The organism is Thermococcus celer Vu 13 = JCM 8558, assembly GCF_002214365.1.
GTDB lineage: Archaea > Methanobacteriota_B > Thermococci > Thermococcales > Thermococcaceae > Thermococcus > Thermococcus celer.
On record NZ_CP014854.1, the window covers coordinates 546,695 to 573,265 of the forward strand.

A 26,571-nucleotide genomic window follows, 5' to 3' on the forward strand; every position below is an offset into this window, starting at 1 on the left:
AAAATACGATACGGTGGTGGTATGGAGGTTTATAAGGCCAAATTCGGGGAACCGAGGCTCGGCTGGGTGGTTCTCGTCCACGGCCTCGGTGAGCACAGCGGGAGGTACGGGAGGCTAATCCGGGACCTAAACGACGCTGGCTTCGCCGTCTACGCCTTCGACTGGCCCGGCCACGGGAAGAGCCCGGGAAAGAGGGGCCACACGAGCATCGAAGAGGCAATGGAAATCATCGATGGAATAATCGAGGAGATCGGGGAAAAGCCCTTCCTCTTCGGTCACAGCCTTGGCGGCCTGACAGTCATCCGCTACGCCGAGACGAGACCCGCTAAGATAAGGGGGGTAATTGCCTCGTCGCCGGCACTCGCCAGGAGCCCCGAAACGCCGGGCCTCATGGTGGCCCTCGCGAAGTTCCTCGGAAGGATCGCCCCCGGCGTAACCCTCTCCAACGGCATCGACCCAAAACTTCTCTCAAGGAACCCGGAGGCCGTTAAAAGGTACGTGGAGGATCCACTCGTCCACGACAGGATATCCGCGAAGCTCGGGAGGAGCATCTTCGTTAACATGGGGCTGGCGCACGAAGATGCCGGAAGAATAACAGCCCCCATCCTTCTCCTGGTCGGCACCGGCGACGTCGTAACACCTCCCGAGGGCTCGCGGAGGCTCTTCGAGGAGCTAAGGGTTGGGGATAAAACGATAAGGGAGTTCGAGGGAGCCTACCACGAGGTATTCGAGGACCCTGAATGGGCGGACGAGTTCCACAAGGCTATAGTCGACTGGCTTGTAAAAAGGGCGGAGGGGACTAAATGACGTCCCTCCTGTCTATTATATGCTCAAGCCCAGGTCCCGTTTTGATGAGACCAACCGGGACGCCAACGCGCTCCTCTATCTCCTCTATGAACTCCTTGGCCTTTGCCGGCAGTTTATCGTAGTTGGTGACCCCGAAGGCGTCTTTGTCGTACTTGTCGAGCATCGTTATCGCGAGCATCGTGGCCCCGTTCACCCGGGCGGAGTAGCGGGCGAAGTCGAAGTCGAAGCGGCCGACCCTTCTTCTCCTGCCGGTCACCGTCCCGTACTCGATGAGCCCCAGCCTCTCCGCTTCCTCCTCGCCCATCTCCGTTGGGAACGGACCGGCCCCGACCCTCGTCGGAAAGCTCTTGAAGACGACGATGACGTCGTCGACCCTCGTCGGCCCTATCCCAACGTCGCTCGCTATGGCCGAAGCGGTGGTGTCTTTTGAGGTCACGTAGGGGTAGGTTCCGTAGTAGAGGCTAAGCCCGAAGCCCTGGGTCCCCTCCACCAGCACGAGCTTGCCCTCGTCGAGGGCATCGTTCACCTCCCGCGCCACGTCCGTCAGATAGGGCCCGAGCTCCGGAACCTCCCTCGCAAGCCTCGCCCGCCTCATGACCCTGTCGGCGTTCGCCGGCCCGCAACCGCTCCCGGTCGTACCTATCTCTTTGTGAAGGTGGCCGTTGGTCCTGTCGAGTCTCCTGTGCTCCTCCTCGATTATGGAACAGCGGTAATCTATGCCCACCCTCCCGGCAACGTCGAAGTCCCTCAGGTGCTCAAGCTCGTGGAAGAAGACCTCCGGATCGACGAGAACCCCGGCGCCGACGAGAAGTCTTGCCTTCCTCTGAACGAAACCGGTCGGAAGCTGTCTCACGGCGTACTTTTTTCCACCGATAAAAACGCTGTGCCCCGCGTTGGTTCCTACGCCGCCGCGCGCTATCACCTCGGGCTCGTCCTTCAGGGCGAGGTACGCTATGATAGCGCCCTTGCCCTCGTCACCCCATTGACCGCCAACGACGATGTAACCCGGCATGGCTCCTTACCCAGGTTTAAGTCAATAGGGGGCTTATAACAGTTTCGAATTTGATAAAAATCAGTCAAAAAATTGGGTCCTGGTTGGCGAAAGGTTAAAACCCCCTGCAAACACTATCAACGGGGGTAGCGATGAGGAACAAGCTAATAGTCGTCACGGGTGGCGCGGGCTTCATAGGCTCCCACATAGCCTGGGAGCTGGTGAAGGACAACGAGGTAATAATCATCGACAACCTCTACACTGGAAAGGAGGAGAACGTCCCGCCCGGGGCGAAGCTCGTTAGGGCCGACATAAGGGACTACGACGCGATAGCCGAGTTGATAAGCCACGCCGATTACGTCTTCCACGAGGCGGCGCAGGTTAGCGTCGTTGAGAGCGTGAGGGACCCGGTCTTCACGGAGGAGGTGAACGTCCTCGGGACCATCAACGTCCTCAGGGCGCTCCTTGAAGGGCACGGAAAGCTGATATTCGCCTCTTCAGCGGCGGTCTATGGCGACAACCCCAACCTGCCGCTGAGGGAAACGGAGAGGCCGAGGCCCCTCTCGCCCTACGGGGTCACGAAATGGGCCGCCGAGGAGTACCTGCGCGTCTTCCACGAGCTCTACGGTCTTCCGGTCGTTGCCCTCCGCTACTTCAACGTCTTTGGCCCGAGGCAGGGCGCGAACCAGTACGCGGGGGTCATAAGCATCTTCATCAACCGCGCGCTGGGGAACGAGCCGCTTGTAATCTTCGGCGACGGAAAGCAGACGAGGGACTTCGTCTACGTGAAGGACGTGGTTAGGGCCAACGTACTCGTCGCGGAGAGCCGGCGGAGCAACGGGCGGGTCTTCAACGTCGCGACAGGAAGGGCGACGAGCGTCCTCGAGCTCGCCACGAAGATAATCGAGATAACCGGGGCGAACACGTCGATAATCTTCGATAAGCCGAGACCGGGTGATATAAGGCACAGCCTCGCTGATATAAGCGAGATAAGGAAGCTCGGCTTCGAGCCGGAGTTCTCGTTGGAGGAGGGGCTCAAGAGGACTGTGGAGTGGTACAAAAATATCAGCCATTAGAAGCAGAGCTCTCTTCTTTCAGTTTTTCCATTACCTCCCTTCTGGCTTTGTGGACTATCCCTTTGATAAAGGGAGATTCCCTAACAACAACGGGAAGGTTACCCAATTCCTGACGGGGGCATTCAGTTCCTTCTGTGAAATCAAGGGGTACTGTGTCATTTCCTGGCTTAACCCCATTATCCAGAATCAGTAAGGCGGGCCCCAGGCTTACAGCACCTCCGGCTGAGAGGGCAGGGGGCACAAAGAGCAACCCGTAACATCTCAATACAATATACACCCGGTACAAACCGCCATCGTAGGCGAGTACCGCGTAATCGTTGTACCTCCCCGTAGGTTTACCGGTGCCAATTTCCTGGATCAGGAGGGACACGATCCCCGCTGAGGAGGACGTGTAGTTCGGCGGTTGAACCGTCACGTGAAAATCACTGTTAAGTGCCTGATTTCCGTCAATTGACGGGTTGATGCTAACGTTAGTGTAGTAACCCACCTGAAGGGTACCAGCCAGAGTTTTGGTTCCTGTTGAGATCAAACTTGAAGAACTATAGATGGCCACGGAGACGTTCGTTCCCGTGTAGAGGGAAGCCGTGAAATTACCGGGGTATACCTCCGAGATGTTGCTAAGGAGATACGGACCGAACCATCGGCCGAAGAGGGATATGTAAATCAGGTATCCATAGGGCACACAGATGGTTCCCGTTGAGGCAGGGCTAAAAACGTTCCCTCGGCCGCTCCCGAGCCCCTGAACGTTCACCGTAACCGCGGGCACGGCTAACCCAAAGCCCGCAAGGAGCACGATTAGAACCAGCAGGATTGAAACGAGTCTCAGTCGGTCGTTCATACCAAATTCCGGTTGAGGTAAAAAGTTTAAACGTTATCTCCAGAATTTTGGAGGGTTTTCAATAAAATTTGGGGGTCACTTCTTCAGGCTGAAGCCCATCGCCCCCTTCTGCTGGAGCTCCTGCGCCTTCCTCGCCAGCTCCCCAAGCTGGGCCTCGAGCTTCTTCAGGCCCTCCTGGGTCCTGGCTATCGCGTCGTCGTACTCCCTGATGCGCTCCTCGAGGTAGCTTATCGCATCGTCGAGGTTCTTCTCTATGGCGTAGCCTGCGCCAACGCTGACTATCGCGTTTTCCCTGTCCTCGATCCTCGCCTTCAGGAACGAACCGGCACCGAGGGGCAGGAGAACCTCCGGCTTCTCCCCTTCCACCCTCTTAAGCCCTTCCAGCGTCTCCTTAACCGCCTGGAACTCATTCCTCCCCATTGTGAGCAGTTCGAGGTTCTGCGATAACAGCTGGGCCTGGGCCTGCAGGAGCTGGTACTCGTAAGCGAGCCTTTCAAGCTGCTCGTTGCTCTCCGCCATTTCACACCACCGGAAGGACTACGCCGGGGGGCTTTTAAGGTTTGGGTTGTCACCACCCATCCGGGGTTAAACGTAAAACCTTAAACCAAAAATTAAGGGGAAGAAGGGCCTTTGAGGGGAATCCAGGTTTACCCAAGGATCTCCTCCTTCACCCTCTCCGCTATCGCCCTCATCGCATCGGCCGCCTTTGAGTCCGGGAACGCCTCAACGAAGGGCTTTAACATGCCCATGCTCTCCGGAATCGCCCTGTCGTAGGGAATCTCACCGAGTATCGGGATCCCCTCTGCCTCGGCCCACTCCCTCAGGGCCGTAAAGCCGGGGTTTAGGTCGGCCTTGTTGATTATCAGGTGGGCGGGCTGTCTGAAGTGCTGGACGACCCTGTAAACGCGCTGAACGTCGCTCAGGGAAGCGGGCGTCGGTTCCGCAACGAGTATCGTCAGATCCGCCCCGCCCACGCTCGCTATGACCTGACAACCGATTCCAGCGGCGCTGTCCACTATCATGTGCTCCAGGCCGAGTTCCCTCATAAGACTCTTTGCCCACTCTTTCTCCTTGGTGACGAGCTTTCCGCTCTCGGGCCTCCCAACGTCGAGCTGGGCAGAGACCAGGGGAAAGCCGTAGCGCGTCATAGCCTTCCTGACAATACCTGAGCGCACTTCCTCGAGCGTTATCGTTCCCGGAACCGGACAGACGAGACCGCAGACGTTGCAACCCTCGCAGGTGAGCTCGTTGACAACGTAGTCCCCGTCGATTACCTTGATGCAATCGTAGGGGCACCTCTCGGCACAGATGCCGCACCTCACGCAGCTCTCCGCGTTTATCCTCGCCACCTTTGCGCCTATGAGTTCCCTCTCCTCTTCCCACTCACCAACGCCGAGGAGCAGGCCGAGGTTCGGGGCGTCGGCGTCGGCGTCGACCGCCACCAGTCTGTACTCGTCCTTCAGGAGGTAGAGGAGTGATGCCGTCACCGTGCTCTTTCCAACGCCGCCCTTGCCGCTCGCTATCGCCACCTGCATCATTCACCACCCCTGAGAAACTCAACGACCTTCGAGGCGATGTCCCTGAAGAGGCCCGCCTCGGGATGGTGAGTAAGGACTATGGGCCTTCCCTCAACGTAGCTCCGGATGATGTTCTCGCTGTAGGGTATCTCCGCTATCACCTCGGCACCGTGCCTCTCGGCCACCTCGCGAACCCTGCCCACGTCCCCGAGGTCGGAGCGGTTCACGACGACCACAGCCGGAACCTCCATAAGCTCCGCCAGCCTGAGTATCAGCTCGCCGTCGTGGATGCCGAGGGGGGTTGGCTCCGTTACGGCCACGATAAGCCTCGAATCCTCGAGGGCCTTCGAAACGGTGTTGCCCGTTCCAGCGGCGGTGTCCACCACCAGGAGCTCCTTTCCAAGGCTCTGTGCGCGCCTCTTGGCCCACGCAACCACTGGCATGGCCCTGTCCTCGCCTTCCCTGAGCTTTCCGGTAACGAGGGGGAAACCGTAGGGCGTCTCGGTGAGGTAGGTGTGCCCCATGAGCTTTTTGCCCGGCAGGATCGCCCCCGGAACCGGGCAGGCTATCTCACAGGCGGCGCAGCCCGAGCAGAGGTTCGGCATCAGGAAGGGCGTCCCGTCCTGCATCGTTATTATCGCGTGCTCCTCGCAAACCTCCGCACACTTCCTGCAGCGGGCACACCTCTGGTAGTCAAAGCGGGGCATGAAAAGTTCGACCGGTTCCTCGTTGGTGGGTTCCAGGCCGAGGAGAATGTGGTCGTTCGGCGCCTCGACGTCGAGGTCGGCCAGAGCGAGGTCGTATCTTTCCGCTAAGGCTATCGTCAGGTTGATCGCGACCGTTGATTTCCCCGTTCCTCCCTTTCCACCGCTCACCGCTATCTGCAAGCTCTCACCTCCGGAGTTAGGGCGGCCTAAAAGCTTTTAAGCTTTGTGCATACGCTCAAGGGGTGATAACTTGAGGTGCCTTAAGGTGGCCTTCGGGATGGAGAACGACGAGACGCTCGTGGACGCCCACTACGGGGATTCCGAGTTCTTCGCGATATACGAGGTCTGCGAGGACGGGAGCGTGAGGTCCCTCGAGAAAAGGATCAACGGAGCGAAGAATTTCGAGGAAGAGGACGACGGGCACGGCGACCCGAGGAAGTTCAGGGCGGTGATAGGTCAGCTGCTGGACGTGGACGTCTTGGCGGCCTTCAGGATGGGCCCCAACTTCCTGAGGATACGGGATGGAACGAACAAGGTGGTCTTCTTCACGAGGACGAGGGAGCTGAGCGTGGCGCTCCAGCGGCTCCTTGAGAACTTCGATGGGCTGTGGGAACAGGTTCAGGAGAAGAATCGGGGAGAGGAGGCCTAAACCAGCTTAACGACAACCGTCCATTGACTCCACAATTACAGTTTCATCACCAGGGAAACCAACTTTCGATTTGGAACGACCGAAAACTTTAAATACTGTGCATATGCACATAATAATCGAAAGTGAGGAGGTGAGGAGTATGAAGATTGCGATACCCACGAACGGTGGAGGGGTTGGGGACACCGTTGCCCCCGTCTTTGCGAGGGCGCCGGCCTTCCTGATAGCGGACGTCGATGAGAACGGCAACGTCATCAACAGTAAGGTCGTTCAGAACAGCGCCGCCATGGCCGGTGGAGGCGCGGGACCCATGGCGGTGCAGACCCTCATAAACGAGAAGGTCGAGGGAGTGATAGTCCCGCAGCTCGGGCCCAACGCACTCGGAGCGCTTCAGGCCGCGGGAGTAAAAGTCTACCAAGTTGCCCCAGGAACGCCAGTTGGGGAGGCCATAAAAGCCGTTGTCGGGGGTAGGGTTCCCCAGTTCGCCGTACCGCAGCCGGTAGCTCCGGTCGCTCCAGTACCAGCCCCTGCATACCCGGCTTATCCAGCCTACGGCTACGGCTTCGGTCCCGGCAGGGGCTGGGGCCGCGGCAGAGGATGGGGACGCAGGAGAGGATGCTGGGCCCGCGGCTGGTGGTGAACACCGATTTTCTCTCTTTTTTAATAATTAAGGAGGGAGCGAGCAATGCCAAGGGGAATATGGAGGGGTTACGGCCGGGGTTACAGGGTAGGCCCGCATTCCCTCGGGGGATTTTACACGCTCTTAGATCTGCTTATCCTTATCGGGATCCTGTACTTCCTGATCAAACTCTTCCTTGTGGCCCTTCCCTACGCCCTCGGTTTAACCGTACTCCTTGTCCTGAGGGCCTTCCTGAGGGGCCCGGGGTTCCACAGGTTCTTCTGAGATTATGCAAACTTTTTTAAGTTAGGGAACCCTAAATCAGGCGGAGGTGACGTGAATGAGGGTCATCGTGTCCACGACAAACGGGGGACTTGAAGACCGTGTTAATCCAGCCTTCGGCAGAACCCCGACTTTCACGATAGTCGACGTCGAGAACGGGAGCATAATCAACGTTCAGGTCGTTCCCAACCCGGGTTACAGCCAGCCCAAGGGGGCGGGCGTTACCGCGGCCCAGTTCGTGATAGATCGGGGTGCCAACGCCGTCATATCCGGCCAGTTCGGGCCGAACTCCTCGAGGGTTCTCCAGGCGGCCGGGATAAGGATGGTCTCCGCCCCGGCAACCATGACCGTGAGGGAAGCCGTCGAAGCCTTCCTCAGGGGCGAGCTAACCGGGGCCACTTTCGGTCCCGAGGGCGGAGGCTACGGAAGAGGAATGGGTAGAGGCATGGGAAGCGGCAGAGGAAGGGGAATGGGACGGGGCGGAGGATACGGTCCCGGTAACCGGTGATTCGACCTTTCCCCTGATATTTTCTTGTGAACCGACTTCTGCGGGCGGAAGGTTCTTATGTGACGTCTTCTATACTCCCTCGGTGATGCCGTTGGCGATTATGAGACTCTGGCACGGAAGGGTGCCCCTTGAGAAGGCCGATGAGTACGAGAGGTTCCTCATCGAACGCGCCGTTCCCGACTACGGCTCCGTTGACGGGCTTCTGAAGATCTACTTCACGAGGAAGGACGAGGAAGGCGTTGCCCACTTCCTTCTCGTGACGGTATGGGACTCAATGGAGTCCATCAAGAAGTTCGCCGGGGAGAACCCGGAGATGGCGAAGTACTACCCGGAGGACGACGATTTCCTGCTGGAGAAGGAGAAGTACGTTCAGCACTACAGGGTCTTCTACGAGGGGTGAGGGACACAGCTGTCCAGAAAAGTTATTCAATACCAAAATCAACAACGAAACGGTGGGTACCCATGCTGACCATCGACCTGTCCGGACGGCTCGCCTTCACGACCGCATCGAGCAAGGGCATAGGCTTCGGGGTCGCCAGAACGCTGGCCAAAGCCGGCGCGGACGTCGTGCTCCTCTCGAGGAGCGAGGAGAACCTGAAAAAGGCCAGGGAGAAAATAAAGGCCGAGAGCGACGTCGATGTTCATTATATAGCGGCGGACCTGACGAAGAGGGAGGACCTTGAGAGAACGGTGAAGGAACTCGAAGACATCGGGGAGCCGGATACGTTCTTCTTCTCTACGGGTGGACCAAAGCCGGGCTACTTCATGGAGATGAGCATGGAGGACTGGGAAAAGGCCGTCGATTTACTCCTCTACCCGGCGGTTTACCTCACGAGGGCCCTCGTGCCCGCCATGAAACGGAGGGGCTTTGGAAGAATAGTCTACTCCACCAGCGTCGCCATAAAGGAGCCGATACCCAACATAGCCCTCAGCAACGTGGTCAGGATCTCGATGGCGGGCCTCGTCAGAACCCTGGCCAAGGAGCTCGGACCGAAAGGGATAACCGTCAACGGGATAATGCCCGGAATCATCCGAACCGACAGGATGATCCAGCTCGCCAGAGACAGGGCGGAGAGGGAAGGGAAGACGGTCGAGGAAGCCCTCAGGGAGTACGCCAGGCCCATACCCCTCGGAAGGCTCGGGGAACCCGAGGAGATAGGCTACCTCGTGGCGTTTCTCGCGAGTGAACTTGGGGCCTACATAAACGGTGCCATGATCCCGGTTGACGGCGGGAGGCTGAACTCCGTCTTCTGAGAAACCTTTATCTATTTTCCCACCCATCCAAGAAACATGAGGAAAGACCAACTCCTCGCGGGCATCCTCTCACCGCTCATAGCCCTTACTGGAATAGGTGCCGCCATAGCCATAAACCGCTCCTGGTGGCGGCTCACGGACAACGCGATAAGCGACCTGGGAAGGGTCGGCCTCCAATACAACTGGGTGATGAACGTCCCCCTGCTCATCACGGCACTCCTGGCGATCTACTACGCCACAGGCCTTCTCAAAGAATTCAAAAATCCAGTTACGAGGGTCGGGGTGGGCATTTTCATACTCGGCCTTGTCTTTCTGGCAGGGATAGCGCTCTTCCCCGAGGGAACCGAGCCCCACTATTGGGTAAGCTGGGGCTTCTTCATCGCCGGGAGCGTGGGGTTTCTGATAGCTGGAATCGGGCTGTGGATGGAAGGCCTGGGGAAGTTCGGGTTGTTCACCGTTCTGCTCTTCACCGCAGAGGTCATCCTCGCGAAGTGGGCCTTCGGGGCTTTCAGCGGGGTCGCCATACCGGAGTTCATCGGGGTCTTCGCAATAGCAGCGTGGCACTACGCGCTGATATGGAGCGTGTTCTTCCCGAAAAGAAGATGAAGGGTCAGATGCGGGTTTCGTCCCACAGTGTCAAGCCGTTTCCCTGAGGTTTTCTCTCGAGGGGTTCCCCAAGGAGTTCCCCGATGAAGACCTCGGCCACGAAGACCTCGCCTTCGATCAGATGGCCGCCGTGGAGCTTCCCACTGGAATCCCCGAGGGCAACGTGGATGTGCGCGAAAGGTTCGCCGTCCTTCACGCTTATGTTGCCCGAAAGGGAGACCAGCTCGTAGGTTCCGCTGAGCGAAATAACCCTGTACTTCCCGGCCTTTTCGTCGAAGTAGCCGATCTTCGGGTTCCTCAGGCTGCCTATCGCGCTAACCGTACCTATGAGGACGTTGTTCTCCTTCACGAATCGATTGATAAAGCTAAGGAGCTCCTCCCCCTCGGGAACTCGGAAGAGAAAGTTCCGTCCCCTTGAAAATCTCATACGCTCACCTCAAAGCTAATAAGCACACCACGATTTAACCCTTTGGGTGAAGGGAATGGAGATCAAGAAGGCCATTATGGCAGTACTCCCCGAGATTCCCGAACTTGAAGAGGTTGACTTTTCGAGGTATTCGACCCCCTTACCGGGACTTCTTGAGGGTTTCGAGAGGTGTGGTGGAAGGGGACTCCCCGAGTTCCAGAGGTTCGTTGAGGAGAAGAGCGATAAGTCAGTCGTTGGCAGGTTTCTGATTTCCCTCCTTCAATACCTGCTCATCAGGTACCGGCGCTACGGTGAGTACTCCACGGTAAAGCCCGCCATCAAGATATTCATAACCCTCAAGGGCTGGCTCAACGAGAACGGCTATGGGAAAGACTGGCTTAACCTCCTCCACAGCTTTCTGGGTTATCTCGTGGACATGATGCCCGCCATAGCTGAACGCGAGGAATGTGACGTTGCCAACGCCTACCTGACGCTGATTCACGACCTGACTCTCGAGGCGAAGAAGGCGTTTCCGGAGCCATACTACGGGGAGCTCGAAAAAAAGGCCATCAGCAACCTCAGGGACCTACGGGAGAGGTGCGGCATTCAAGAGGAGACCTCGAGGGAAAAGATGAGGGGCTGTTAAGCAGAGCTACCTCTCGAGGGTTACCTCGGCGTAGCTCCGGGGGTCCTCCCATATCTTCACCCGGATTCTCCTCACGTTGTCGCCGGCCTTCTCGGCGATCTTTTCGGCGAACCACTCGGCTATGTACTCGGCCGTGACGTTGGGCTTATTGAGAACGACCGCCTCCCCCTCGGGAAGCTCGAGCCTCTTTCCGTTCTTCTCCACGACGATCCTGCCGTTCGCCCTATCCACAACCCATCTTTCGCTCACGAGGATCCTGTGGTCGAGGAGCTTTACGAGGTTACTGAGGTGGTTAAAGTCGAATATCATGCCGTTCTCGTTGAGCTCGCCCCATATCTCGACGTCGACGTTGTACGTGTGCCCGTGGATCCTGAGGCATTTGCTCTCGTAGGGCAACGATAGAAAATGCGAACTGTCGAAGTCCTTGTGCCATCCTATCTTCCTCTCGGTCGGATGGAAGTTCACGTCTCTCACCTATAGGTGGTTCGCTGGAGTGGTTATAACCGTTACTGGAAGGGGAAGGCATATAAACCCCAAAGCTCAATGGCCTATGATAACGATGCCGATGGGGATGGGACCTGGATGGGGGCCCAGACGGGGCAGAAAAAGGAAGATGAGGATGATAGGGGTTATCCCCGAGGTTAGACATTTCTATCCGGCGTTACCGCCGATGGGTCAGCCGAAACCACCGATTTTCATGACCTACGAGGAGTTCGAGGCCCTTCGGCTGGTGGACCACGAGGGTCTAACCCAGGAGGAGGCCGGGAAGAGAATGGGCGTCTCCCGTGGCACCGTGTGGAGGGCCCTGAGCTCGGCCAGAAAAAAAGTGGCACAGATGCTGGTGGAAGGCAGGGAGCTCGTGATACTGCCCCAGGGGAATGAGGTCCCTAGGAGATCGGATGAAGAAGAGCCTTAATGGATTATTCGTCTTTTTGGAGCTTCTTCTGTCCACTGTTACTTTATCGGGGGTATTTTGGACCTTTTTTGAATTTTAGGTTTCCCTAATTCGCGTCTCCATTTCATCCCTCAAAATTTCCGGTGAATTATTACGTTCTTATAGCAATATAAAACTTTAAACTTAAAATATTACATAAGAATCATTTTAAAATAAAATTTTATATCAAGACTAAACAATCTAAAGACTGTTATAAACTAATATCGCGTTAAAAATACAATTATAAATATTAAAAAATTCCAAAAATTTACTATTCCACATTTAAATATAAACCTTGGATACACATAATTGGTACTCGATGAAGAGGAGGCGAAAAACTCACCTATGCTAAGGGCCCGAATAAACTCTTTTCCGGCGTATTCAAGAAGATAAACCGACGGGGTTCGGTCGATGAGGGTAATGATGTCCGCTTCCTAAAGGGAAATGGGCCTGAGGAACTGGCCTGGAATGTTCTCGTATCTTTGGAGAAAGCCTGCGAACATGTGTCTGTGGAGGGTGGACAACGACCCTGGACGGCCACCCGTGAAGTCCTCGATGTTTATATCAAACTTCTCTTTCGAGTTGCCCCCGGCAACATTGTTGTCGCAGGTTTCGAACGTCCGACAGACGCTCATGAAGGTGTCATGAAAGCGTATCCATCGGCACCCTGAAAGGCTTCAACGATAGCGGGTCGCTTTCATGGTCCCCCCCAAATCTTTGCCTCTTCGTGATTATTTGTGTGCAGTAATTTTGGATATAATGTACCTTATATCCAAAATAGGCGCACTAACATGTACATAAAAGGGGACCGTAAGCACCCCCAAGTCTAAACTCAGGGCCCTCATCCCAGATGCCACTAAATCACCGCTAACCGGCCATCACTCACAATGACGGGCCAAAGGCCGGAAGGTATCCAGAGGCTATACGCTTACAGGGCAGCCCTAAGATCCATCCCCGCAGGGGGTTAACAGGATCTTCCTTCAAGATCCCGACCCGTATATATACCACCTTTGATTGTAATCAAATTTTGTCCCATGAAAGCCCGATCTCGGAACAAACTTTTGGCGCTCTGAGAAACCGGTCGACAACATCGGTACGGCCCTTTAGGGACTTCATACAAAGGAACAGCATCGCGAGGCAACCGTTCTGGCCACTGTATTCTGAAAGTTTATATTCCATAGTGGATGACTTCCACCCCTCGGTTTTGGGAGGCTTCCCGGGGCATTGATTCACCATGCCTTGTTTCCAGGTCCCGTTGTTTAACCTGAACGTTTCTACACACTTAGTCGGGATAATACTCTTGTTGATAGTTAGAAATAGCAAAAATTTAATCTTTTAATACGTATTTTATAACCCATCTTTAATTCTCAATAAAATGAATATGTTAAATCTTAATAAAATAACTAATAAAATCCATTTAACTAATAACTAATCTAACACGTAACAAATCACCGAAAAATTTGAGAGTCAGCCGACATCTTACCACCTAAAATCTAAAAGGGATGGAAAATGCCCCAAATAGAGAGAAAAGAGATTAAAAACCTTCTTTCCACTCTTTCTCCTCTATTCGCGCTATTACATTTTCGACTATCCGTGGCGCGAGGCCTATGTAGTTCTCGGGCTTCAGACCCTCAAAGTCCTCCTCATTGAGGAACTTCTTAACCTCTTCACTCTCCTTTGCAACTTCTATTAGGTCCCTTCCCTCCTCAAAAGCCTTCATCGCCAGCTGTCTGACGAGTTCGTGGGCATCCTGCCGCCCCATGCCCTTTTCGGCCAGCTTCAGCATCAGGGGTTCGGCCATTATCAGGTTGTTGGTCAGGTATAGGTTCTTCTTGATGTTCTCAGGGAAGAACTCCAGGCCGGAGAGAACCTTCTTGATGCTCTTGAGTATCTCATCTAAGAGAACGAAGCTCTCGGGAAGGATTACCCGCTCAACGGAGGAGTTAGTGAGGTCCCTCTCGTGCCAGAGGGGGTTGTTGAGCAGGGCTGGGATCACGTTCGAGTAAAGAACCCTCGCCAGACCGCTCACCTTTTCGCTCCTTACGGGGTTCCTCTTGTGCGGCATCGTCGACGAACCGACCTGCCTCCTGCCAAAGGGCTCGCTGACCTCGAGTATCTCCGTCCTCTGGAGGTTCCTTATCTCCAGAGCGATCTTGTCGAGGGTCGAGGCGATCAGCGCGAGGACCATTATGAGCTCCGCGTAGACGTCGCGCTGGATTATCTGGGTGCTTATAACCGCGGGCTTCAGGCCGAGGTCCCCCATGACGAGGCGCTGTATCTCGAGGCCCTTCTCCCCGAAGCTCGCCATGGTTCCGACGGCCCCGCTCATCTGGCCAACCAGAACCCTTTCTTCCAGTTCCCCTATCCTGTCAAGGTGCCTCCCCATCTCGTCGAGCCACACCGCGAACTTCATTCCGTATGTCGTCGGAACAGCGTGCTGGCCGTGGGTTCTCCCTATGCACACGGTGTACTTGTGCTCCTCCGCGAGCCTTTTGAGGATCGAGATTATCTCCCCGAGGTCCCTCTTCACTATGTTCAAACTCTCCCTTATGAGAAGGGCGTTGGCCGTGTCGATTATGTCGTTGGAAGTGGCGCCGAGGTGAACGTACTTTCCGTGCTCGCCGCAGACCTCGCTCAGGGCCTTAACGACGGCCATTATATCGTGGTGTATCTCGGCCTCTATCTCTTTGACCCGCTCGGGCCTGACCCATTCGGTGCTGGCCCTCTCGCTTATGACCCTCGCGCTCTCCTCGGGGATGTTGCCGACCCTCGCGTGTGCCCTCGCGAGCGCGGCCTCAACGTCCAGGAGTTTCTGGAGCTTGTTCTCCTCGTCCCATATCCGCCTCATCTCCTCGCTCCCATAACGGTAGTCAATCGGGTGAACGGCCATCTTATCACCATCCTTATGGCAATTTTTGACTCTTAAAATCTTTTGGTTGACAGAGATTTGTCGGAGCATGAACGAACATTCGATCAATCCTTCGAGGCCACAGGATTGTCCAATAACGCTAAGAGAATACCGAAAAGTATTTAACCGAAACACCACGATAGCCTAACGACAAAACTTCCGGAGGTGCCAGAAATGGCTGAGGAGCACGTCGTCTACGTTGGAAAGAAGCCGGTTATGAACTACGTCCTCGCCGTGATAACACAGTTCAACGAGGGCGCTAAGGAGGTCAGCGTCAAGGCTCGCGGTAGGGCCATCAGCAGGGCCGTCGATGTCGCCGAGATCGTCAGGAACAGGTTCCTCCCAGAGGTCAGGGTCAAGGAGATCAAGATCGGCACCGAGGAGCTCCCGACCGCCGACGGCAGAACCGCCAACACCTCGACCATCGAGATCATCCTTGAGAAGCCGTGAGTTTGAGCTTCCTTTCCTTTTACTCTCACCCACTCATACCATAACTTCAAATGAAGTTAAAGCCGTGGAAAGCTTTAATATATCCGGGCCCTATTCTGCTTTGGGTGGCGTTGTTTGGAGCATAACACCATAGACATCCACGATGAGAAGGCAAAGGAACTGGCCCAGATTCTTATGAACGAGAAGGCGATAGCTATTCTTCACCTCGTGGAAGACCGGGCCCTCTCGATAAGCGAGATCTCGAGGGAGCTCAACCTCCCGATCTCCACCGTTTCGTACCACATCGATAAGATGCTCAAGGTCGGACTCGTCGAGGTGGCGGGGAAGAAGTACGGGAAGAGACTGCAGGAGGTCAAGCTCTATCGGGCGTCCAACAAGCCCATCCTCCTGGTTCCAAGGAAGAGCGTCCACAGCGTTCGGAAGAAGGCGATACCTGGCCTCGAGATGCTCCACGTTATCAGCCTCGGCTTAGCGGGGCTTATCTCCGCGATGGTGTACGCGGCCTCGAAGAAGGTGCTGACTCCGGTTGGAATCTCCGGTGCAAACGCCACTTACAAGGGGGGCAACGTGAGCGTGATGTCCACGCCGGAGAGGATGCCTTTCATAGCAACCAACACCAGCACGGCGGCCGTTCAAACTGCAACAAACGCAACATCCACCACCCCAGCCTCCAGTGGTTCGGCCCTTCCAGCGGTCCTTGCCGTTGCGGCGTTTATCTTAACGTTTCTCCTCGCCTCGTACCTCCTGAGGCGCCGTTCCTGAGAAAAGCTTTTTAAGTTTCCTTCCCAACCCCCGCTGCAGAGGTGATAACATGGCACCCAGGATAGCCGTGGGACAAGTGGTTAAGAGGAAGGCAATCATCGTCAAACCGGACGACACCGTCCACAGGGTCGCCAGGATCCTCTCGAGGAACAAGGTTGGGAGTGCGGTCGTCGTTAAGGACGACGAGATAGTCGGAATAATCACGGACCGCGATATACTCGACAAGGTCGTCGCAAAGGGGCGCGATCCAAAGACCGTTAAGGTTGAGAAGGTCATGACGAAGAACCCCGTAACGATAGAGGACGATTACGACGTCCAGGACGCGATAGACAAGATGATGGACAAGGGCATCAGGAGGCTCCTCGTTACGAGACTCGGAAAGCCGATAGGCTTCGTCACTGCGGCCGACCTCCTCGCGGCGTTCAACGCCTACAACAGCGAGGAGGAGGTGGGCGAGGAAGAGGCCGAAGAGACGGAGGTCTACGGCATCTGCGAGCTCTGCGGCCAGTACGGGCCTCTCTACCGGGTTTACATAGGCGGCGAGGAGAAGTGGGTGTGCGAGAGCTGTAAGGATGATCTCAACCTCTGATCCCTTTTAGTTCCCTCATTATCTCATCCAGGATTATTCCAAACTCCGCGTTCCTGTTCGCGAGGCTCAGCGTGTGGAGCTTTCCCAGCGGCCTGAACCTGTCGACGAACCTCCTGTGGACGACCGCCAGGAGGGGCTTCTCCGACTTCAGGACCTCGCCGATTGTCCTGACGAATTCGTCACTCCCGTACTCCATCGGGCCGATTTCGTCTACGACTATCAGATCGGCCTCCGTCAGCGCCCGCCTTATCGCGGAGAGGCCCACGCGCTCGAGCTCGTCCACGTGGACGATGTACCTCCCGAAGGGAACACCCGGAAGGCGGGAGGTCCCCCTGAGGCTGGCGAGGGTTCCCTCTTCTCCCGTGTCGAGGGCGGTGATTTTAAAACCCACGCGCCTTCCGTTCCGTCTAACCTCCCGGGTTATCATGCCGCCGACGAGGTAACCCCAGCGGTCGGCTTCTTTAGCGACCCGCTCCACGAGCGTCGTCTTTCCAACGCCCGGCGGACCCGTAACGAATATTCTCAGCGTCATCTCAACCACCGAAGGAGATTTAAGTTCCTCCCTTAAACCCTTTGGGGTGATCATGATGGAGGTAAGGTACAGGCCGGAGGAGCTGACGAGGCTCCCGAGGAGCGTGGAATACGAGAAAGGGAAGGTCATCATGATAGACCAGACGTTACTCCCCGCGGAGTTCAAGACGATTGAGCTGAGAACGGTCGACGGGGTGGCGGAAGCGATAGTCACGATGAAGGTTCGCGGTGCCCCGGCAATAGGCGCCGCCGCGGCCTTTGGACTGGCCCTTTACGCGGACACCACCAAGGCGAGGACGAAGGACGAATTCATGGACGGCTTTTACTCCGCCTACGAGAGGCTGAAGAACACCCGCCCCACGGCCGTGAACCTCTTCTGGGCCCTCAACCGAATAAAGAGACTCGTCGAGGAGAACCTTGAGAGCCCCCTCGAGGAAATCAAGGGGCTAATCGTCGAGGAGGCGAGGAGGATAGCGGACGAGGACGTCGAGGCTAACCTGCGGATGGGCCACTACGGCGCCGAGGCCCTGCCCGCGGGGAACGTCCTCACCCACTGCAACGCCGGAAGCCTGGCGACGGTTCAGCTCGGAACGGTCGGCGCGGTCCTCAGGGTGATGCACAGGGACGGGAACCTGAAACTTCTGTGGGTGGACGAGACGAGGCCCGTTCTCCAGGGTGCCCGACTGTCAGCCTGGGAGTACGACTACGACGGGATACCGCTCAAGCTGATAGCAGATAACGCGGCCGGCTTCGTTATGCAGGGAGGGAAAGTTGACGCGATAATAGTCGGCGCCGACAGGATAGTGGCCAACGGGGACTTCGCCAACAAGATAGGGACGTACAGCCTCGCGGTTCTCGCTAAGGAGCACGGGATTCCGTTCTTCACCGTTGCGCCGCTCTCCACCATCGACCTCTCGCTCAGGAGCGGGAAGGAGATACCCATCGAGGAGAGGAGTAGAGAGGAAGTTTTAACCTGCGGAGGGTGCAGGATCGCCCCGGACGTCGACGTCTACAACCCTGCCTTCGACGTCACGCCGCATAGGTACCTGACGGGGATAATAACTGACAGGGGCGTGGTTTACCCGCCCTTCGAGAGGAACCTGAGGAGGCTTTTCAAAGGGGAGGAATGAACCTTTTTTCATTTTCCCTGCGAGTCTTTTTCCCGAGCCTGCAGGGGTTTTTCAAGGATTAATGCCCTCTTCCGGTACCCTCTCTTCAGGTACCACGTGAGAAACGGGTTGCCGAGTTCCACACGCAGGGAGACCTTTCTGGCGCCCTCCAACCTCGCCCACTCCTCCGCCCGTTCGAGGAGGGCAGATCCTATTCCGACCCCCTGTACCAGGGTCTCTATGTCGAGGACGTAGGCAGTCGGCACGAAGTCAACCGCGTCCTCGGTGATGCGAACCCACACGTGGCCGAGGTAGCGGTCGTACCGGTCGACGGCGACGAAGAACTTGTGAACCCCAAAGGAGAAGAGGTTGTTCACCACCCGCGAGTAGGCCGCTTTGTATTCCTCCTCCGTGAGCTCACTCCGGGCGAAGCCCCTGCTGATATCCCTGTCGTGTTCGAATATCTCATCGAGGTAAGGCTCACCGTCAACCACCCTGAAGTCCCTCGCGGTCTCCTCAACGGGGGGAAGTCGATTCTTATAACTCCGGCGGAACATCCCCCAGTGCCTCCTCGCGCGTTATCCTGATCCACCTATCACCCTTCAGGTAGACGTAACCCTTCGTGTACCCCTCGAAGATAGAGTAGAGTGCTCCCCTGAACCGCGGGGGAACGTTATCGATGTGGGAGTTCTTCCCATCGAAGTGGATCATCTCGACGTGCCAGTGGGGCTTTCCCTTGAGCGGAAATTCGGGGAAGTTGCGCTTTATGAGGTGGAGCGAGTGCTCAAGTTCATCCCTGTCGAGGCGGACGAGTCCCTTCCTCAGCCTATCGGGCAGGGTTGACACGTGCCAGTCCCTGTAACCTATGAGCCCCAGGTCTATCCCGTTGGCGAGGAGGAAGGTCATGATCCCATTGCACTTGAAGCAGGTCCCGCATGGCAGGTAATCATCTCCCTCTTTATGGACGGAGTGGCAGCTCCTCTGGAGGCGGAAGAGATGGGGGTAGCGGTCATGGAGGATCCTCTCGACTATTAGGCCTGTCAGGGGCCTGACGGCGGACCACTGCCTGACTTTGAGTCCCCTCTCGTTGAACCACCGGGTCATGTACTTCTCGAAGTCCTGGCTCTGGTCGTAGGTGGCGTTGTAGTGCTCTATCCCGTGGAACGGAGCGTACCCCCTGGGATCGTCGTACTCGTTGCCGAAGAGGACGTTTCCGATGCCGTACTTGTAGATCAGAGGCAGGAAGGCGAAGGCGTACCCCTCAAAGAAGAAGAGCCTTATAGGATAGACCTCCGACTTCCGCTTCCCAACCCCCCTGAGGATCCTCATGTTGCGCTCTATGAAGCTGTAGAGCCTGTCCACGTTGCTCCAGACCCTTTTAGTGTTCGGTTCGTTCTCTTTGAACCATCTGTAGGCAGGAATCGCCACGTGCCAGTGGGCGCCTGACTCGTTGTAGAAGAGGGGATAGACATCATTGCCGAGCTCCTTCATGAGCCCGTAGGTTAAGAGGCTCTCCTTCCCGCCGCTCAGCATGACGGCGGAGCTTGAAGGGTCTGGCTCAAGATCGAGCCCCTCCTCCTCAACCCCGAGGGGGACGAGCTCCGCCATCGGCTCGGCCATCCCGGGACTTAAGCTCTTTGGCACAACCTCGGGCCTTACGAACTCGCTCGGGTTCGCGATCCTGTTAACGAAGATGTCCTTAGCCGTCACCTCCATCATGTCGCGGAAGAACCTCATGTCACGCGGGTCGAGGGTGAAGTCGAACCTTATCTCCGGGGTGAAGAGGCCGTAGTTTATCGCCGGGACGATGCTCATCAGCTTCGCGAACGCTTCAATCCTCGGAATTCTCTCCTCGTAGGTATGCATTAGCTTGTAGGCGCGTTCTTCTCCATCGATTCCGAGGACGTAGCGGGCCGAGATCCTCCTCGATGAAATTTTCGGGCGTTCGATGAGGAGATAGTCAAAGCACCTCAGCTCTGGAAGGCTCAATGCCCTTCACCTCCACCCTGGATAGGAGCGCTATCCGCTTTGCAACGTCATCGAGTCCCTGAAGGAAGGGAACGCGGGTCATTATCCCAGTTTCGGCCTCTATCCTGCCGGCCCACTCGAGGGCATCCTCGTCGCTGAGCCCCTCGGAGTTTATGGTTATCGCAACGGGTTTTTTACCGCTCAGGAGCTGGATGAGCTCTACGTAGGTCTCGAGCGGTGGAATCGGAAAGTCCGGGAAGTCGTCGAAAGCTTTTCTCGCGGGGGCGTGCTGGAGGACCACGAAGTCCGGTCTCGCCGCGGCCATAAGGTCGAAACCGCCCGGAAACGCCGGATGGAGGAGCGAGCCCTCACCGTGGGTCACTATAACATCGGGTCTTTCCTCGACCCATGCCCTGTAAAAGACGTCCTCTATGGCACCGGAAACGAAGTCGTCTATTATCGAGTCCGTCACTATCGCGTACTTGAAGCCCTGCATCCAACCCGTCTGGCCCATGGCTATGAAGACGCTCCTCAGGCCGAGCCTCCTGAAGGACTCGTGGAGCATTATGGCGACGGTTCTCTTGCCGATGGCCGCGTCCGTGCCGAGAACCGCGACCTTGATCGCTTTTACGTCGTTTATCCTGCCCGTGAAAGGGATCCTCGTGTTGTAGAAGATCTTGCGGACGTCGATTATCCCAACGCCGTAGCGCCTCGCGAGGTGTTTCAGGTAGGGATCGTCGCTGAGGAAGTGGTGGAGTCCGTTCACAACGCCGAGACCGTTCCTTATCGCCTCGACCACCGTTTCCTTGTAGTCATCGGGAAGTTTTCCGCCCGGCGTTGCAACACCTATTATGAGCCACTTCGCGTTGGGGTTCTCCGAGAGGGCCTCCTCGAGGGTGGCGTAAATCGGTATGCCCCTCCTTCTCCCGTCGAGGACCTCCCCGGCGTCGAGACCCGCGAGCGTCGAGTCTATGACACCAACTATCCTGAATCTCTTCGAGTAGCGGACGAGGCCGTGGGCGGTCTTTCCGTCGGAGGTTTTGTAACGGCCCTCTGCGAGGATAAGGGCCTCATCCAACGTGAACACCCCCTGTAACGACGAGGACGAACCTTCCATCCGTGATACCGAACTTCCGGACGAACTTCACCAGTCCTGCCAGAACCAGGGCCGAGGCTGGAAGCGGATTAATCCCTGCGGTCGAACGGAGCAACTCGGTGTATCTCAACGCCACGTCATCGGGGAAGCCAAAGACGTAGCCGCGGGATTCCTTAATGGCCTCGAGGGCTTCCTCGGCATCGAAGGACCTCTCCGAAACGAGAGGCTCGTTGAAGACCGTCTCGGCGAAGTCCCCCTCCGATTCGCCGTAGAACCTCCTCAGGATCTCGTTTCCAAAGGCCGTGGTCACCCCCACCATGGTCGGTGTGATTCCCAGTCCCCTGAAGCCCTTCCAGAGCCCACTCAGGGTCGTTCCGTTGCCGAGGGGTACGAAAACCGCCGTCGGCCTCACCCGGGACGCTATCCCGACCGCCATGTCGGAGTAGGCTTTGAAGTCGACTTCCCTGTTGCTTCCGGGGTTGGCGTCGTAGAAGCCGGTAAGAAGGGCGAAGTGCCTGCTCGCCTCAACCGCGTCCTCGTAGCTTCCGGGAACCTCGACGACTTCGGCACCGAGGGACCTCATTTCTGGAAGCCTCGCGTTGGTGTAGCCCGCGGGAACGAATACCACAGCCCTTAACCCGTGAATCGCCGCGTGGTAAGCGATGGACGCGCCATAGTTCCCGCAGGTGCCGACGGTTATCCCGGAGAAACCTTCCTCAAGGGCCTTCTCAACGTGGGCCCTCGCGATCCTGTCCTTGTGGGTTCCGGTTGGGTTCCCCCCTTCGTAATCAACGTAGATCTCCCCCACCCCGAGGAGGTCCTCGAGGATGGGAACACGGAAGAGCTTTCCAAGGCCACCCGGGGGCTCATCGGCCTCAGAGCCCTCAGCGTAGAGGCCTTTTTTGGACCTATACTCGACAGTCCGGATAGTTTTCACGGTTTCCATTGCCTTCTTCCCCCAATATTTGGAATGGGGCATTGTCAACTTGGGCAAAGGTATATAAACCTTTCTATCGCGAGAACTGCTTAGCCTGTCTCTAAAGACGTTTTTTCGGCCTAACTATTTTTTCAGCCCATAAATTTTTTAGACAACCTAATTATTGCCGCGAAAATGGAAAAGAAAAGTTTTTAAACTATTATTCGACCATAGGGCGCCCCAGAAGGGGGCAGGTGATGGAGATGTACCCACCGAAGAAGAAGGTACACCCCAAAGTCGGGGAGGAAGAGGAACTTGAGGAGGAGTTCGACCCACTCAGCGAAGTTGAGGTGGCCTACGAGGAAGACGAAGAGTGGGAAGAGGAGGAAGGGTGGGACATAGAGGAAGACGAGGAATGGATCCCCGACGAGGACGAGGAAGACTGGGACGTGGATGATGACGAGGAGTGATTTCTCTTCCCCCGATTTTTTCATGGTCATTTCTCCCCTTCTTTACTCATGACACCCGCGGAGGATGGAGGACTTGAGGGGACATCCCCGGAAAAGAGAGAGGGCGGCGTTGAAGAGCATCGAAAAGGCCAAGCAGATGCGCCGTAGGCCCGATTCCGCCAGGTGGTTCTATTCGTTCATCCCCTTCAAGGTATCAACGGGCGGAGCCGCTCCGCTGATACCCCTGCTCACGATGGCCCTCGGTGGCGGTCCGTCCGACGTTGGAATCGTAAACGCCATTGGAAGTACGGCTTCAATGCTCGGCGGTCTCTTCTGGGGGAAACTCAGCGATAAACTCAACAGGAGGAAGGTGTTTCTCATAGCAGGTTTCCTGGGGACGGCAATCTCAACCCTTCTGTTCCCCCTCGCCAGAAGTGTGTATCAGGTAATGGCCATCAACGCGGTGTACACCTTTTTCATAGCGGCGACGATTCCACTACCCATCCTAATCATCACGAAGGCGTTTCGTCTTGAGGACTGGGACTGGGCGATAGGGCGCTTCAACGAGATAAGTGGATGGGCGTGGGTTGGGGGAATGGTGACAGGCCTTCTCCTCGGCCAGTTCCTGAGTCTAAGAGGGATATTCGTCTTTCTCGGGGTAATCGGATTGCTCTCGGTTCCTTACGGACTCCACACCATCAGGGAGGTTCCCCTCCACCTCAGCAGGGAAAAACTCGGTGTTTACACCGGCTACGTGGTGGAGAAGTTCCGCTACATCCCAAACATGATAACCCACCTCCCGCGCTTTTCCACGGGTGGCTTTGGGGCCCTGTACCTTTCATCCCTGCTCTTCTGGGTGGGCGCGATGCTCTACTTCACCCAGTTTCCCGTTCTGCTGAAGGCAAGGGGATTCACCACCTCCGGGATTTACCTGATGAGCATCGGCAACTCCGCCGTCTCGGCGTTCATGTACACGAGGGTTGGAAAAAAGCTGAGAAACGGGAGCGGCTACGGGGTTCTCATCAGGGGCCTCCTATTACGTGCCCTTGCCTTCGCCCTCGTGCCCCTGGCCATACATCTGGATTCGATGTTCGGAGTTCTCACCTTCCTTTCCTACCTGCTCGCGGGATACACCTGGGCCTTCATAGGGATATCCACCACGTCCATTATATCGCGCGAGGCAAAACCAAAGGAGAGGGGTGCCCTCATAGGAACCTACAACATGGTCAGTTCGGTGGGTGCAATCCTCGGGAACTTCGCCAGCGGCTTCGTAACCCAATCCCTCGGGTTCTCCGCGGAATTTTCCCTGGCTTCCCTGCTCATCGTACTCTCGATAGTCCCACTCCTCTGCGAGAAGGTTAAAAGTCAGGGGGAGTAACTTTAGGTGGTGACGTGAATGTTCTGGCTGAAGACGAGGCTCGTTGAGGGGGAGGGGAGCCTGAGCCAGCTCTCCCGGGAGGCCGAAGGACACGAGCGCGTTCTCATACTCTCCAACAGCTCAATGAAGAGGCACGGTTTCCTGAGCGAGGCCGAGGACTACGTGGAGGATGCGGGCGCCGAGGTCCTCTCGATAGCCGGTCTCCCGGCGGAGCCGAGAGTCGAGGTCATAGAGGAGTTCCTGCCCAAGGTGCGCGAATTCGAGCCAGACCTGCTCGTGGCCATGGGTGGTGGAAGCGTCATCGACACGGCTAAGGCCCTGAAGGTCTTCTACGACGCCCCGGAACTGGAGTTTGAGAGGATAGCGTTCATCGACAGGTTCTCGAAGCCGGAGCCCGTCCCGAAGCTGAGGACGGGGCTGATAGCCATACCCTCGACCAGCGGGGCTGGGAGCGAGGTGTCCGCCGCGAGCGTGCTGAAGAAGGGCTGTTTCTTGGTTGGTGGTTTTCGTAACTTTTGTTGTCTTTCATCACCGCAAGGTTTAAATACTACAACTTAGTATTCCCTTGACGGGTGTTAGTAATGCCTAAAGCGACTTTTGTCATCGACAGTGAGACGCTTGAAGAATTCAAAAGGCTGGCCAAAGAACGCTATGGGAACAAGAGGGGAGTCCTAAGCATTGCAGTTGAGGAAGCGATAAAAGATTGGATTAAGAAAACAAGAAAGGAACTCGAAAATGCCGAATGAAACGATAAAACTCGCCGCAAAATTCAAGCTCAAAAACCCTCCAAACGGGTTAGACAACCTCATCCAGACTTACCGTGAAATAGTGAACACCCTCATCGCTTACGCTCACGAGAACAACATCACAAGCTTCTACAGGCTGAAAAAAGAAACGTACAAAAGCCTTCGCAAAGAGTACCCGGAACTACCAAGCCACTACCTCTACACGGCCTGCCAGATGGCCGCGTGGATTTACAAGAGTTACAGGAAGAGGAAGAAGAAGGGAAAGGCAAAGGGGAGGCCAGTCTTCAGGAAGGAAGTCATAATGCTGGACGACCATCTCTTCAAGCTCGACCTCGACGGAAAGATAATAAAACTCTCCACTCCTAACGGGAGGATTTCGCTGGAGTTTTATCCCGCAAGGTACCACGAGAAGTTCCGGGGCTGGAAGGTTGGGCAGGCCTGGTTGGTTAAAACCCCAAAAGGCGTCTTCGTGAACGTTGTCTTCTCCACGGAAGTTGAAGTTCAGGAACCAAAGTCTTTCGTCGGCGTTGACCTGAACGAGAACAACGTAACCTTAAGCCTTCCAGATGGTGAATTCGTGCAAATCATCACTCACGAGCGGGAAGTTAGGACGGGTTATTACGTGAAGAGGAGGAGGATTCAGAGGAAGCTGAAGGCTGGAAAGAGGCGGGAGAAACTCCTCGAGAAGTATGGGGGAAGAGAAAAGAACCGGCTGAATGACCTTTATCACAAGGTGGCTAATAAGATCGTCGAGCTGGCGGAAGAATACGGTGGGATAGCTTTGGAGGACTTGACGAACATTCGGGATTCGATAAGGTATTCGGCTGAAATGAACGGGAGGCTTCACCGCTGGAGTTTTCGAAAGTTGCAGTCGATCATCGAGTACAAGGCGAAGTTGAGGGGTGTGAGTGTTGTTTTTGTTGACCCGGCTTACACTTCTTCCCGGTGCCCGGTATGTGGGGGAAAGTTAAGCCCGAATGGGTACCGGCGGGTGAAGTGTGAGTGCGGTTTTGAGGCGGATAGGGACGTTGTTGGTTCGTGGAATGTTCGTTTAAAAGCCTTGAAGATGTGGGGAGTTTCCGTTCCCCGAAAGCCACTCGATGAAGATGGGAGGGTGGAAGGTTGGCCGTAACGATGTTTACAAAAGTTACGGCTAACCAGAACGGGACGTCAAGTACAACGTAGTTACCCCGGAGATAGCGCCCGACGTAGCCATCCTCGACCCGAGGCTCCCGAGAACGATGCCGGCGGAGGTCGCGAGGAACTCGGGGCTGGACGTTCTCGTCCATGGAATCGAGGCCTACACTACCAAAGTTGCCGGCCCATTCAGTGATGCAATGGCGATTGGGGCGATAAAGACAGTCTACCGCTGGCTTCCCCTTTCAGTTAAAGGCGACGGGGAGGCGAGGGCGAAGGTTCACTACGCGGCCACTATGGCCGGAATCGCCTTTCTCAACGCCCGCCTCGGCCTCTGCCACGCGATGAGCCATAAAGCGGCGTGGATAGGTCCTCACGGCCTTCTGAACGCGATACTCCTCCCCTACGTCATGGAGTTCAACATGAGGAGCGACTACGCGAGGAGGCGCTACGCGGAGATAGCGAGGGAGCTCGGCTTCCGGACGGCAAAGGACCTCCTCGAAGTTGTTAAGGAGCTCAACGAGATGCTAAACGTTCCAAAGCTGAACGAACTGGTGGATGAGGAAACCTTCTCCGAGAGGGTCGAGGCGATGGCGGAGAAGGCCTACCGCGACGGGCTCGTCGCCTTCAACCCGATCGAGCCGACGCCCGAGGAGATAAGGGAGCTGTACCTGAGGGCTTACAGGGGAGAGTGA

31 protein-coding genes and 3 pseudogenes are annotated in these 26,571 nt (G+C 56.3%); 21 read left to right on the forward strand and 13 right to left on the reverse strand.

The genetic code is table 11. The features are described from left to right. Nucleotides 1-21 precede the first annotated feature (21 nt). Nucleotides 22-807 (forward strand): alpha/beta hydrolase, encoded by a 786-nt coding sequence (locus tag A3L02_RS03095; RefSeq protein WP_088862576.1) that lies wholly within the window; start codon nucleotides 22-24, stop codon nucleotides 805-807. On the opposite strand, the gene A3L02_RS03100 is transcribed toward A3L02_RS03095, so the two are convergent. Beyond that, the gene (locus A3L02_RS03100) at nucleotides 800-1,819 is read right to left on the reverse strand and encodes an adenylosuccinate synthetase (protein ID WP_088862577.1); all 1,020 of its coding nucleotides are present in this window, start codon (nucleotides 1,817-1,819) and stop codon (nucleotides 800-802) included. The genes A3L02_RS03095 and A3L02_RS03100 overlap by 8 nt on opposite strands. A gap of 131 nt (nucleotides 1,820-1,950) precedes the next feature. On the opposite strand from A3L02_RS03100, the gene A3L02_RS03105 reads away from it, so the two are divergent. Continuing rightward, on the forward strand, nucleotides 1,951-2,874 hold the full coding sequence (locus A3L02_RS03105; protein WP_088862578.1) for an SDR family oxidoreductase: 924 nt from the start codon (nucleotides 1,951-1,953) through the stop codon (nucleotides 2,872-2,874). On the opposite strand, the gene A3L02_RS03110 is transcribed toward A3L02_RS03105, so the two are convergent. The 4 genes from A3L02_RS03110 to A3L02_RS03125 form a co-directional block, all read right to left on the reverse strand. Further along, nucleotides 2,864-3,712, reverse strand: coding sequence for a hypothetical protein (locus A3L02_RS03110; RefSeq protein ID WP_088862579.1), 849 nt, complete (start codon nucleotides 3,710-3,712; stop codon nucleotides 2,864-2,866). The two genes, A3L02_RS03105 and A3L02_RS03110, sit on opposite strands and share 11 nt — an antisense overlap. 75 nt (nucleotides 3,713-3,787) lie before the next feature. After that, nucleotides 3,788-4,231 carry a prefoldin subunit alpha gene (gene pfdA / locus A3L02_RS03115; protein WP_088862580.1) on the reverse strand — a complete coding sequence of 148 codons (444 nt, stop codon included), beginning with the start codon at nucleotides 4,229-4,231 and terminating at the stop codon, nucleotides 3,788-3,790. 128 nt (nucleotides 4,232-4,359) lie between these two features. Beyond that, nucleotides 4,360-5,247, reverse strand: coding sequence for a nucleotide-binding protein (locus tag A3L02_RS03120; protein WP_088862581.1), 888 nt, complete (start codon nucleotides 5,245-5,247; stop codon nucleotides 4,360-4,362). Then, a complete protein-coding gene (locus A3L02_RS03125) occupies nucleotides 5,247-6,116 on the reverse strand; it encodes a nucleotide-binding protein (RefSeq protein ID WP_088862582.1) in 870 nt (289 codons plus the stop codon). Before A3L02_RS03125 ends, A3L02_RS03120 begins: the two co-directional genes overlap by 1 nt. Nucleotides 6,117-6,186: 70 nt before the next feature. On the opposite strand from A3L02_RS03125, the gene A3L02_RS03130 reads away from it, so the two are divergent. The 7 genes from A3L02_RS03130 to A3L02_RS03160 all read left to right on the forward strand — a co-directional run bounded on the left by A3L02_RS03130 (nucleotide 6,187) and on the right by A3L02_RS03160 (nucleotide 9,851). Then, nucleotides 6,187-6,585 carry a NifB/NifX family molybdenum-iron cluster-binding protein gene (locus A3L02_RS03130; protein WP_088862583.1) on the forward strand — a complete coding sequence of 133 codons (399 nt, stop codon included), beginning with the start codon at nucleotides 6,187-6,189 and terminating at the stop codon, nucleotides 6,583-6,585. Nucleotides 6,586-6,724: 139 nt separating this feature from the next. After that, on the forward strand, nucleotides 6,725-7,222 hold the full coding sequence (locus A3L02_RS03135; RefSeq protein WP_088862584.1) for a NifB/NifX family molybdenum-iron cluster-binding protein: 498 nt from the start codon (nucleotides 6,725-6,727) through the stop codon (nucleotides 7,220-7,222). Between the two features lie 45 nt (nucleotides 7,223-7,267). Beyond that, entirely contained in the window at nucleotides 7,268-7,486 is a 219-nt protein-coding gene (locus A3L02_RS03140) for a hypothetical protein (RefSeq protein ID WP_088862585.1), read from the forward strand. Between the two features lie 55 nt (nucleotides 7,487-7,541). Beyond that, nucleotides 7,542-7,991, forward strand: a complete 450-nt coding sequence (locus A3L02_RS03145) for a NifB/NifX family molybdenum-iron cluster-binding protein (RefSeq protein ID WP_088862586.1) — start codon at nucleotides 7,542-7,544, stop codon at nucleotides 7,989-7,991. Between the two features lie 85 nt (nucleotides 7,992-8,076). Then, nucleotides 8,077-8,391, forward strand: coding sequence for an antibiotic biosynthesis monooxygenase (locus tag A3L02_RS03150; protein ID WP_237268632.1), 315 nt, complete (start codon nucleotides 8,077-8,079; stop codon nucleotides 8,389-8,391). A gap of 62 nt (nucleotides 8,392-8,453) precedes the next feature. Further along, nucleotides 8,454-9,245, forward strand: coding sequence for an SDR family oxidoreductase (locus A3L02_RS03155; protein WP_088862588.1), 792 nt, complete (start codon nucleotides 8,454-8,456; stop codon nucleotides 9,243-9,245). Nucleotides 9,246-9,281: 36 nt separating this feature from the next. Continuing rightward, a complete protein-coding gene (locus A3L02_RS03160) occupies nucleotides 9,282-9,851 on the forward strand; it encodes a DUF998 domain-containing protein (RefSeq protein ID WP_088862589.1) in 570 nt (189 codons plus the stop codon). Between the two features lie 4 nt (nucleotides 9,852-9,855). On the opposite strand, the gene A3L02_RS03165 is transcribed toward A3L02_RS03160, so the two are convergent. After that, nucleotides 9,856-10,278, reverse strand: coding sequence for a PPC domain-containing DNA-binding protein (locus A3L02_RS03165; protein ID WP_088862590.1), 423 nt, complete (start codon nucleotides 10,276-10,278; stop codon nucleotides 9,856-9,858). A gap of 55 nt (nucleotides 10,279-10,333) precedes the next feature. Here A3L02_RS03165 and A3L02_RS03170 point away from each other — a divergent pair, with 55 nt between their 5' ends. Next, nucleotides 10,334-10,903: a hypothetical protein gene (locus A3L02_RS03170; protein WP_088862591.1), complete on the forward strand. Its 570-nt coding sequence runs from the start codon at nucleotides 10,334-10,336 to the stop codon at nucleotides 10,901-10,903. 6 nt (nucleotides 10,904-10,909) lie between these two features. On the opposite strand, the gene A3L02_RS03175 is transcribed toward A3L02_RS03170, so the two are convergent. Continuing rightward, nucleotides 10,910-11,368, reverse strand: coding sequence for a 6-pyruvoyl trahydropterin synthase family protein (locus A3L02_RS03175; protein WP_088862592.1), 459 nt, complete (start codon nucleotides 11,366-11,368; stop codon nucleotides 10,910-10,912). 94 nt (nucleotides 11,369-11,462) lie between these two features. Here A3L02_RS03175 and A3L02_RS03180 point away from each other — a divergent pair, with 94 nt between their 5' ends. Then, nucleotides 11,463-11,819, forward strand: a complete 357-nt coding sequence (locus tag A3L02_RS03180; protein ID WP_088863815.1) for a DUF134 domain-containing protein — start codon at nucleotides 11,463-11,465, stop codon at nucleotides 11,817-11,819. 1,552 nt (nucleotides 11,820-13,371) lie between these two features. Here A3L02_RS03180 and purB read toward each other — a convergent pair. Beyond that, on the reverse strand, nucleotides 13,372-14,727 hold the full coding sequence (gene purB / locus A3L02_RS03185) for an adenylosuccinate lyase (protein ID WP_088862593.1): 1,356 nt from the start codon (nucleotides 14,725-14,727) through the stop codon (nucleotides 13,372-13,374). A gap of 192 nt (nucleotides 14,728-14,919) precedes the next feature. Here purB and albA point away from each other — a divergent pair, with 192 nt between their 5' ends. From albA to A3L02_RS03200, 3 genes are all read left to right on the forward strand, one after another. After that, nucleotides 14,920-15,195 carry a DNA-binding protein Alba gene (gene albA, locus A3L02_RS03190; protein WP_054834012.1) on the forward strand — a complete coding sequence of 92 codons (276 nt, stop codon included), beginning with the start codon at nucleotides 14,920-14,922 and terminating at the stop codon, nucleotides 15,193-15,195. Nucleotides 15,196-15,309: 114 nt separating this feature from the next. Further along, entirely contained in the window at nucleotides 15,310-15,957 is a 648-nt protein-coding gene (locus A3L02_RS03195) for an ArsR/SmtB family transcription factor (protein WP_088862594.1), read from the forward strand. 49 nt (nucleotides 15,958-16,006) lie between these two features. After that, nucleotides 16,007-16,546 (forward strand): CBS domain-containing protein, encoded by a 540-nt coding sequence (locus A3L02_RS03200; RefSeq protein WP_088862595.1) that lies wholly within the window; start codon nucleotides 16,007-16,009, stop codon nucleotides 16,544-16,546. Here the strand turns inward: A3L02_RS03200 and A3L02_RS03205 are convergent. After that, nucleotides 16,536-17,078, reverse strand: coding sequence for an NTPase (locus tag A3L02_RS03205; RefSeq protein WP_088862596.1), 543 nt, complete (start codon nucleotides 17,076-17,078; stop codon nucleotides 16,536-16,538). The genes A3L02_RS03200 and A3L02_RS03205 overlap by 11 nt on opposite strands. A 55-nt stretch (nucleotides 17,079-17,133) precedes the next feature. Between A3L02_RS03205 and mtnA the strand changes: the two genes are divergently transcribed. Further along, nucleotides 17,134-18,207 carry an S-methyl-5-thioribose-1-phosphate isomerase gene (gene mtnA, locus A3L02_RS03210; protein WP_088862597.1) on the forward strand — a complete coding sequence of 358 codons (1,074 nt, stop codon included), beginning with the start codon at nucleotides 17,134-17,136 and terminating at the stop codon, nucleotides 18,205-18,207. An 8-nt stretch (nucleotides 18,208-18,215) separates the two neighbouring features. Here mtnA and A3L02_RS03215 read toward each other — a convergent pair whose 3' ends face one another. Genes A3L02_RS03215 through A3L02_RS03230 form a run of 4 tightly spaced genes read right to left on the reverse strand, consistent with a single transcriptional unit; the run spans nucleotide 18,216 to nucleotide 22,229 of the window. Further along, complete coding sequence (locus A3L02_RS03215; protein ID WP_088862598.1) at nucleotides 18,216-18,743, reverse strand: GNAT family N-acetyltransferase; 528 nt, start codon at nucleotides 18,741-18,743, stop codon at nucleotides 18,216-18,218. After that, complete coding sequence (locus tag A3L02_RS03220) at nucleotides 18,724-20,175, reverse strand: hypothetical protein (RefSeq protein ID WP_088862599.1); 1,452 nt, start codon at nucleotides 20,173-20,175, stop codon at nucleotides 18,724-18,726. The genes A3L02_RS03215 and A3L02_RS03220 overlap by 20 nt, the downstream gene beginning before the upstream one ends. Beyond that, complete coding sequence (locus tag A3L02_RS03225; protein WP_088862600.1) at nucleotides 20,147-21,232, reverse strand: DUF1611 domain-containing protein; 1,086 nt, start codon at nucleotides 21,230-21,232, stop codon at nucleotides 20,147-20,149. The genes A3L02_RS03220 and A3L02_RS03225 overlap by 29 nt, the downstream gene beginning before the upstream one ends. After that, entirely contained in the window at nucleotides 21,225-22,229 is a 1,005-nt protein-coding gene (locus tag A3L02_RS03230; RefSeq protein WP_237268652.1) for a pyridoxal-phosphate dependent enzyme, read from the reverse strand. Before A3L02_RS03230 ends, A3L02_RS03225 begins: the two co-directional genes overlap by 8 nt. A gap of 194 nt (nucleotides 22,230-22,423) precedes the next feature. Here A3L02_RS03230 and A3L02_RS03235 point away from each other — a divergent pair, with 194 nt between their 5' ends. The 6 genes and pseudogenes from A3L02_RS03235 to A3L02_RS03255 form a co-directional block, all read left to right on the forward strand. Next, nucleotides 22,424-22,636: a hypothetical protein gene (locus A3L02_RS03235; protein ID WP_157895726.1), complete on the forward strand. Its 213-nt coding sequence runs from the start codon at nucleotides 22,424-22,426 to the stop codon at nucleotides 22,634-22,636. A 64-nt stretch (nucleotides 22,637-22,700) separates the two neighbouring features. Then, a complete protein-coding gene (locus A3L02_RS03240) occupies nucleotides 22,701-23,993 on the forward strand; it encodes an MFS transporter (RefSeq protein WP_204247215.1) in 1,293 nt (430 codons plus the stop codon). Nucleotides 23,994-24,011: 18 nt separating this feature from the next. Next, nucleotides 24,012-24,479: pseudogene (locus tag A3L02_RS03245) on the forward strand (iron-containing alcohol dehydrogenase); the annotation flags it as partial. Nucleotides 24,480-24,565: 86 nt separating this feature from the next. Next, nucleotides 24,566-24,739, forward strand: coding sequence for a hypothetical protein (locus A3L02_RS10175; protein ID WP_157895711.1), 174 nt, complete (start codon nucleotides 24,566-24,568; stop codon nucleotides 24,737-24,739). Then, nucleotides 24,729-25,896, forward strand: a pseudogene (locus A3L02_RS03250) (RNA-guided endonuclease InsQ/TnpB family protein). Before A3L02_RS10175 ends, A3L02_RS03250 begins: the two are co-directional and overlap by 11 nt. A 12-nt stretch (nucleotides 25,897-25,908) precedes the next feature. Next, nucleotides 25,909-26,571, forward strand: a pseudogene (locus A3L02_RS03255) (iron-containing alcohol dehydrogenase); the annotation flags it as partial.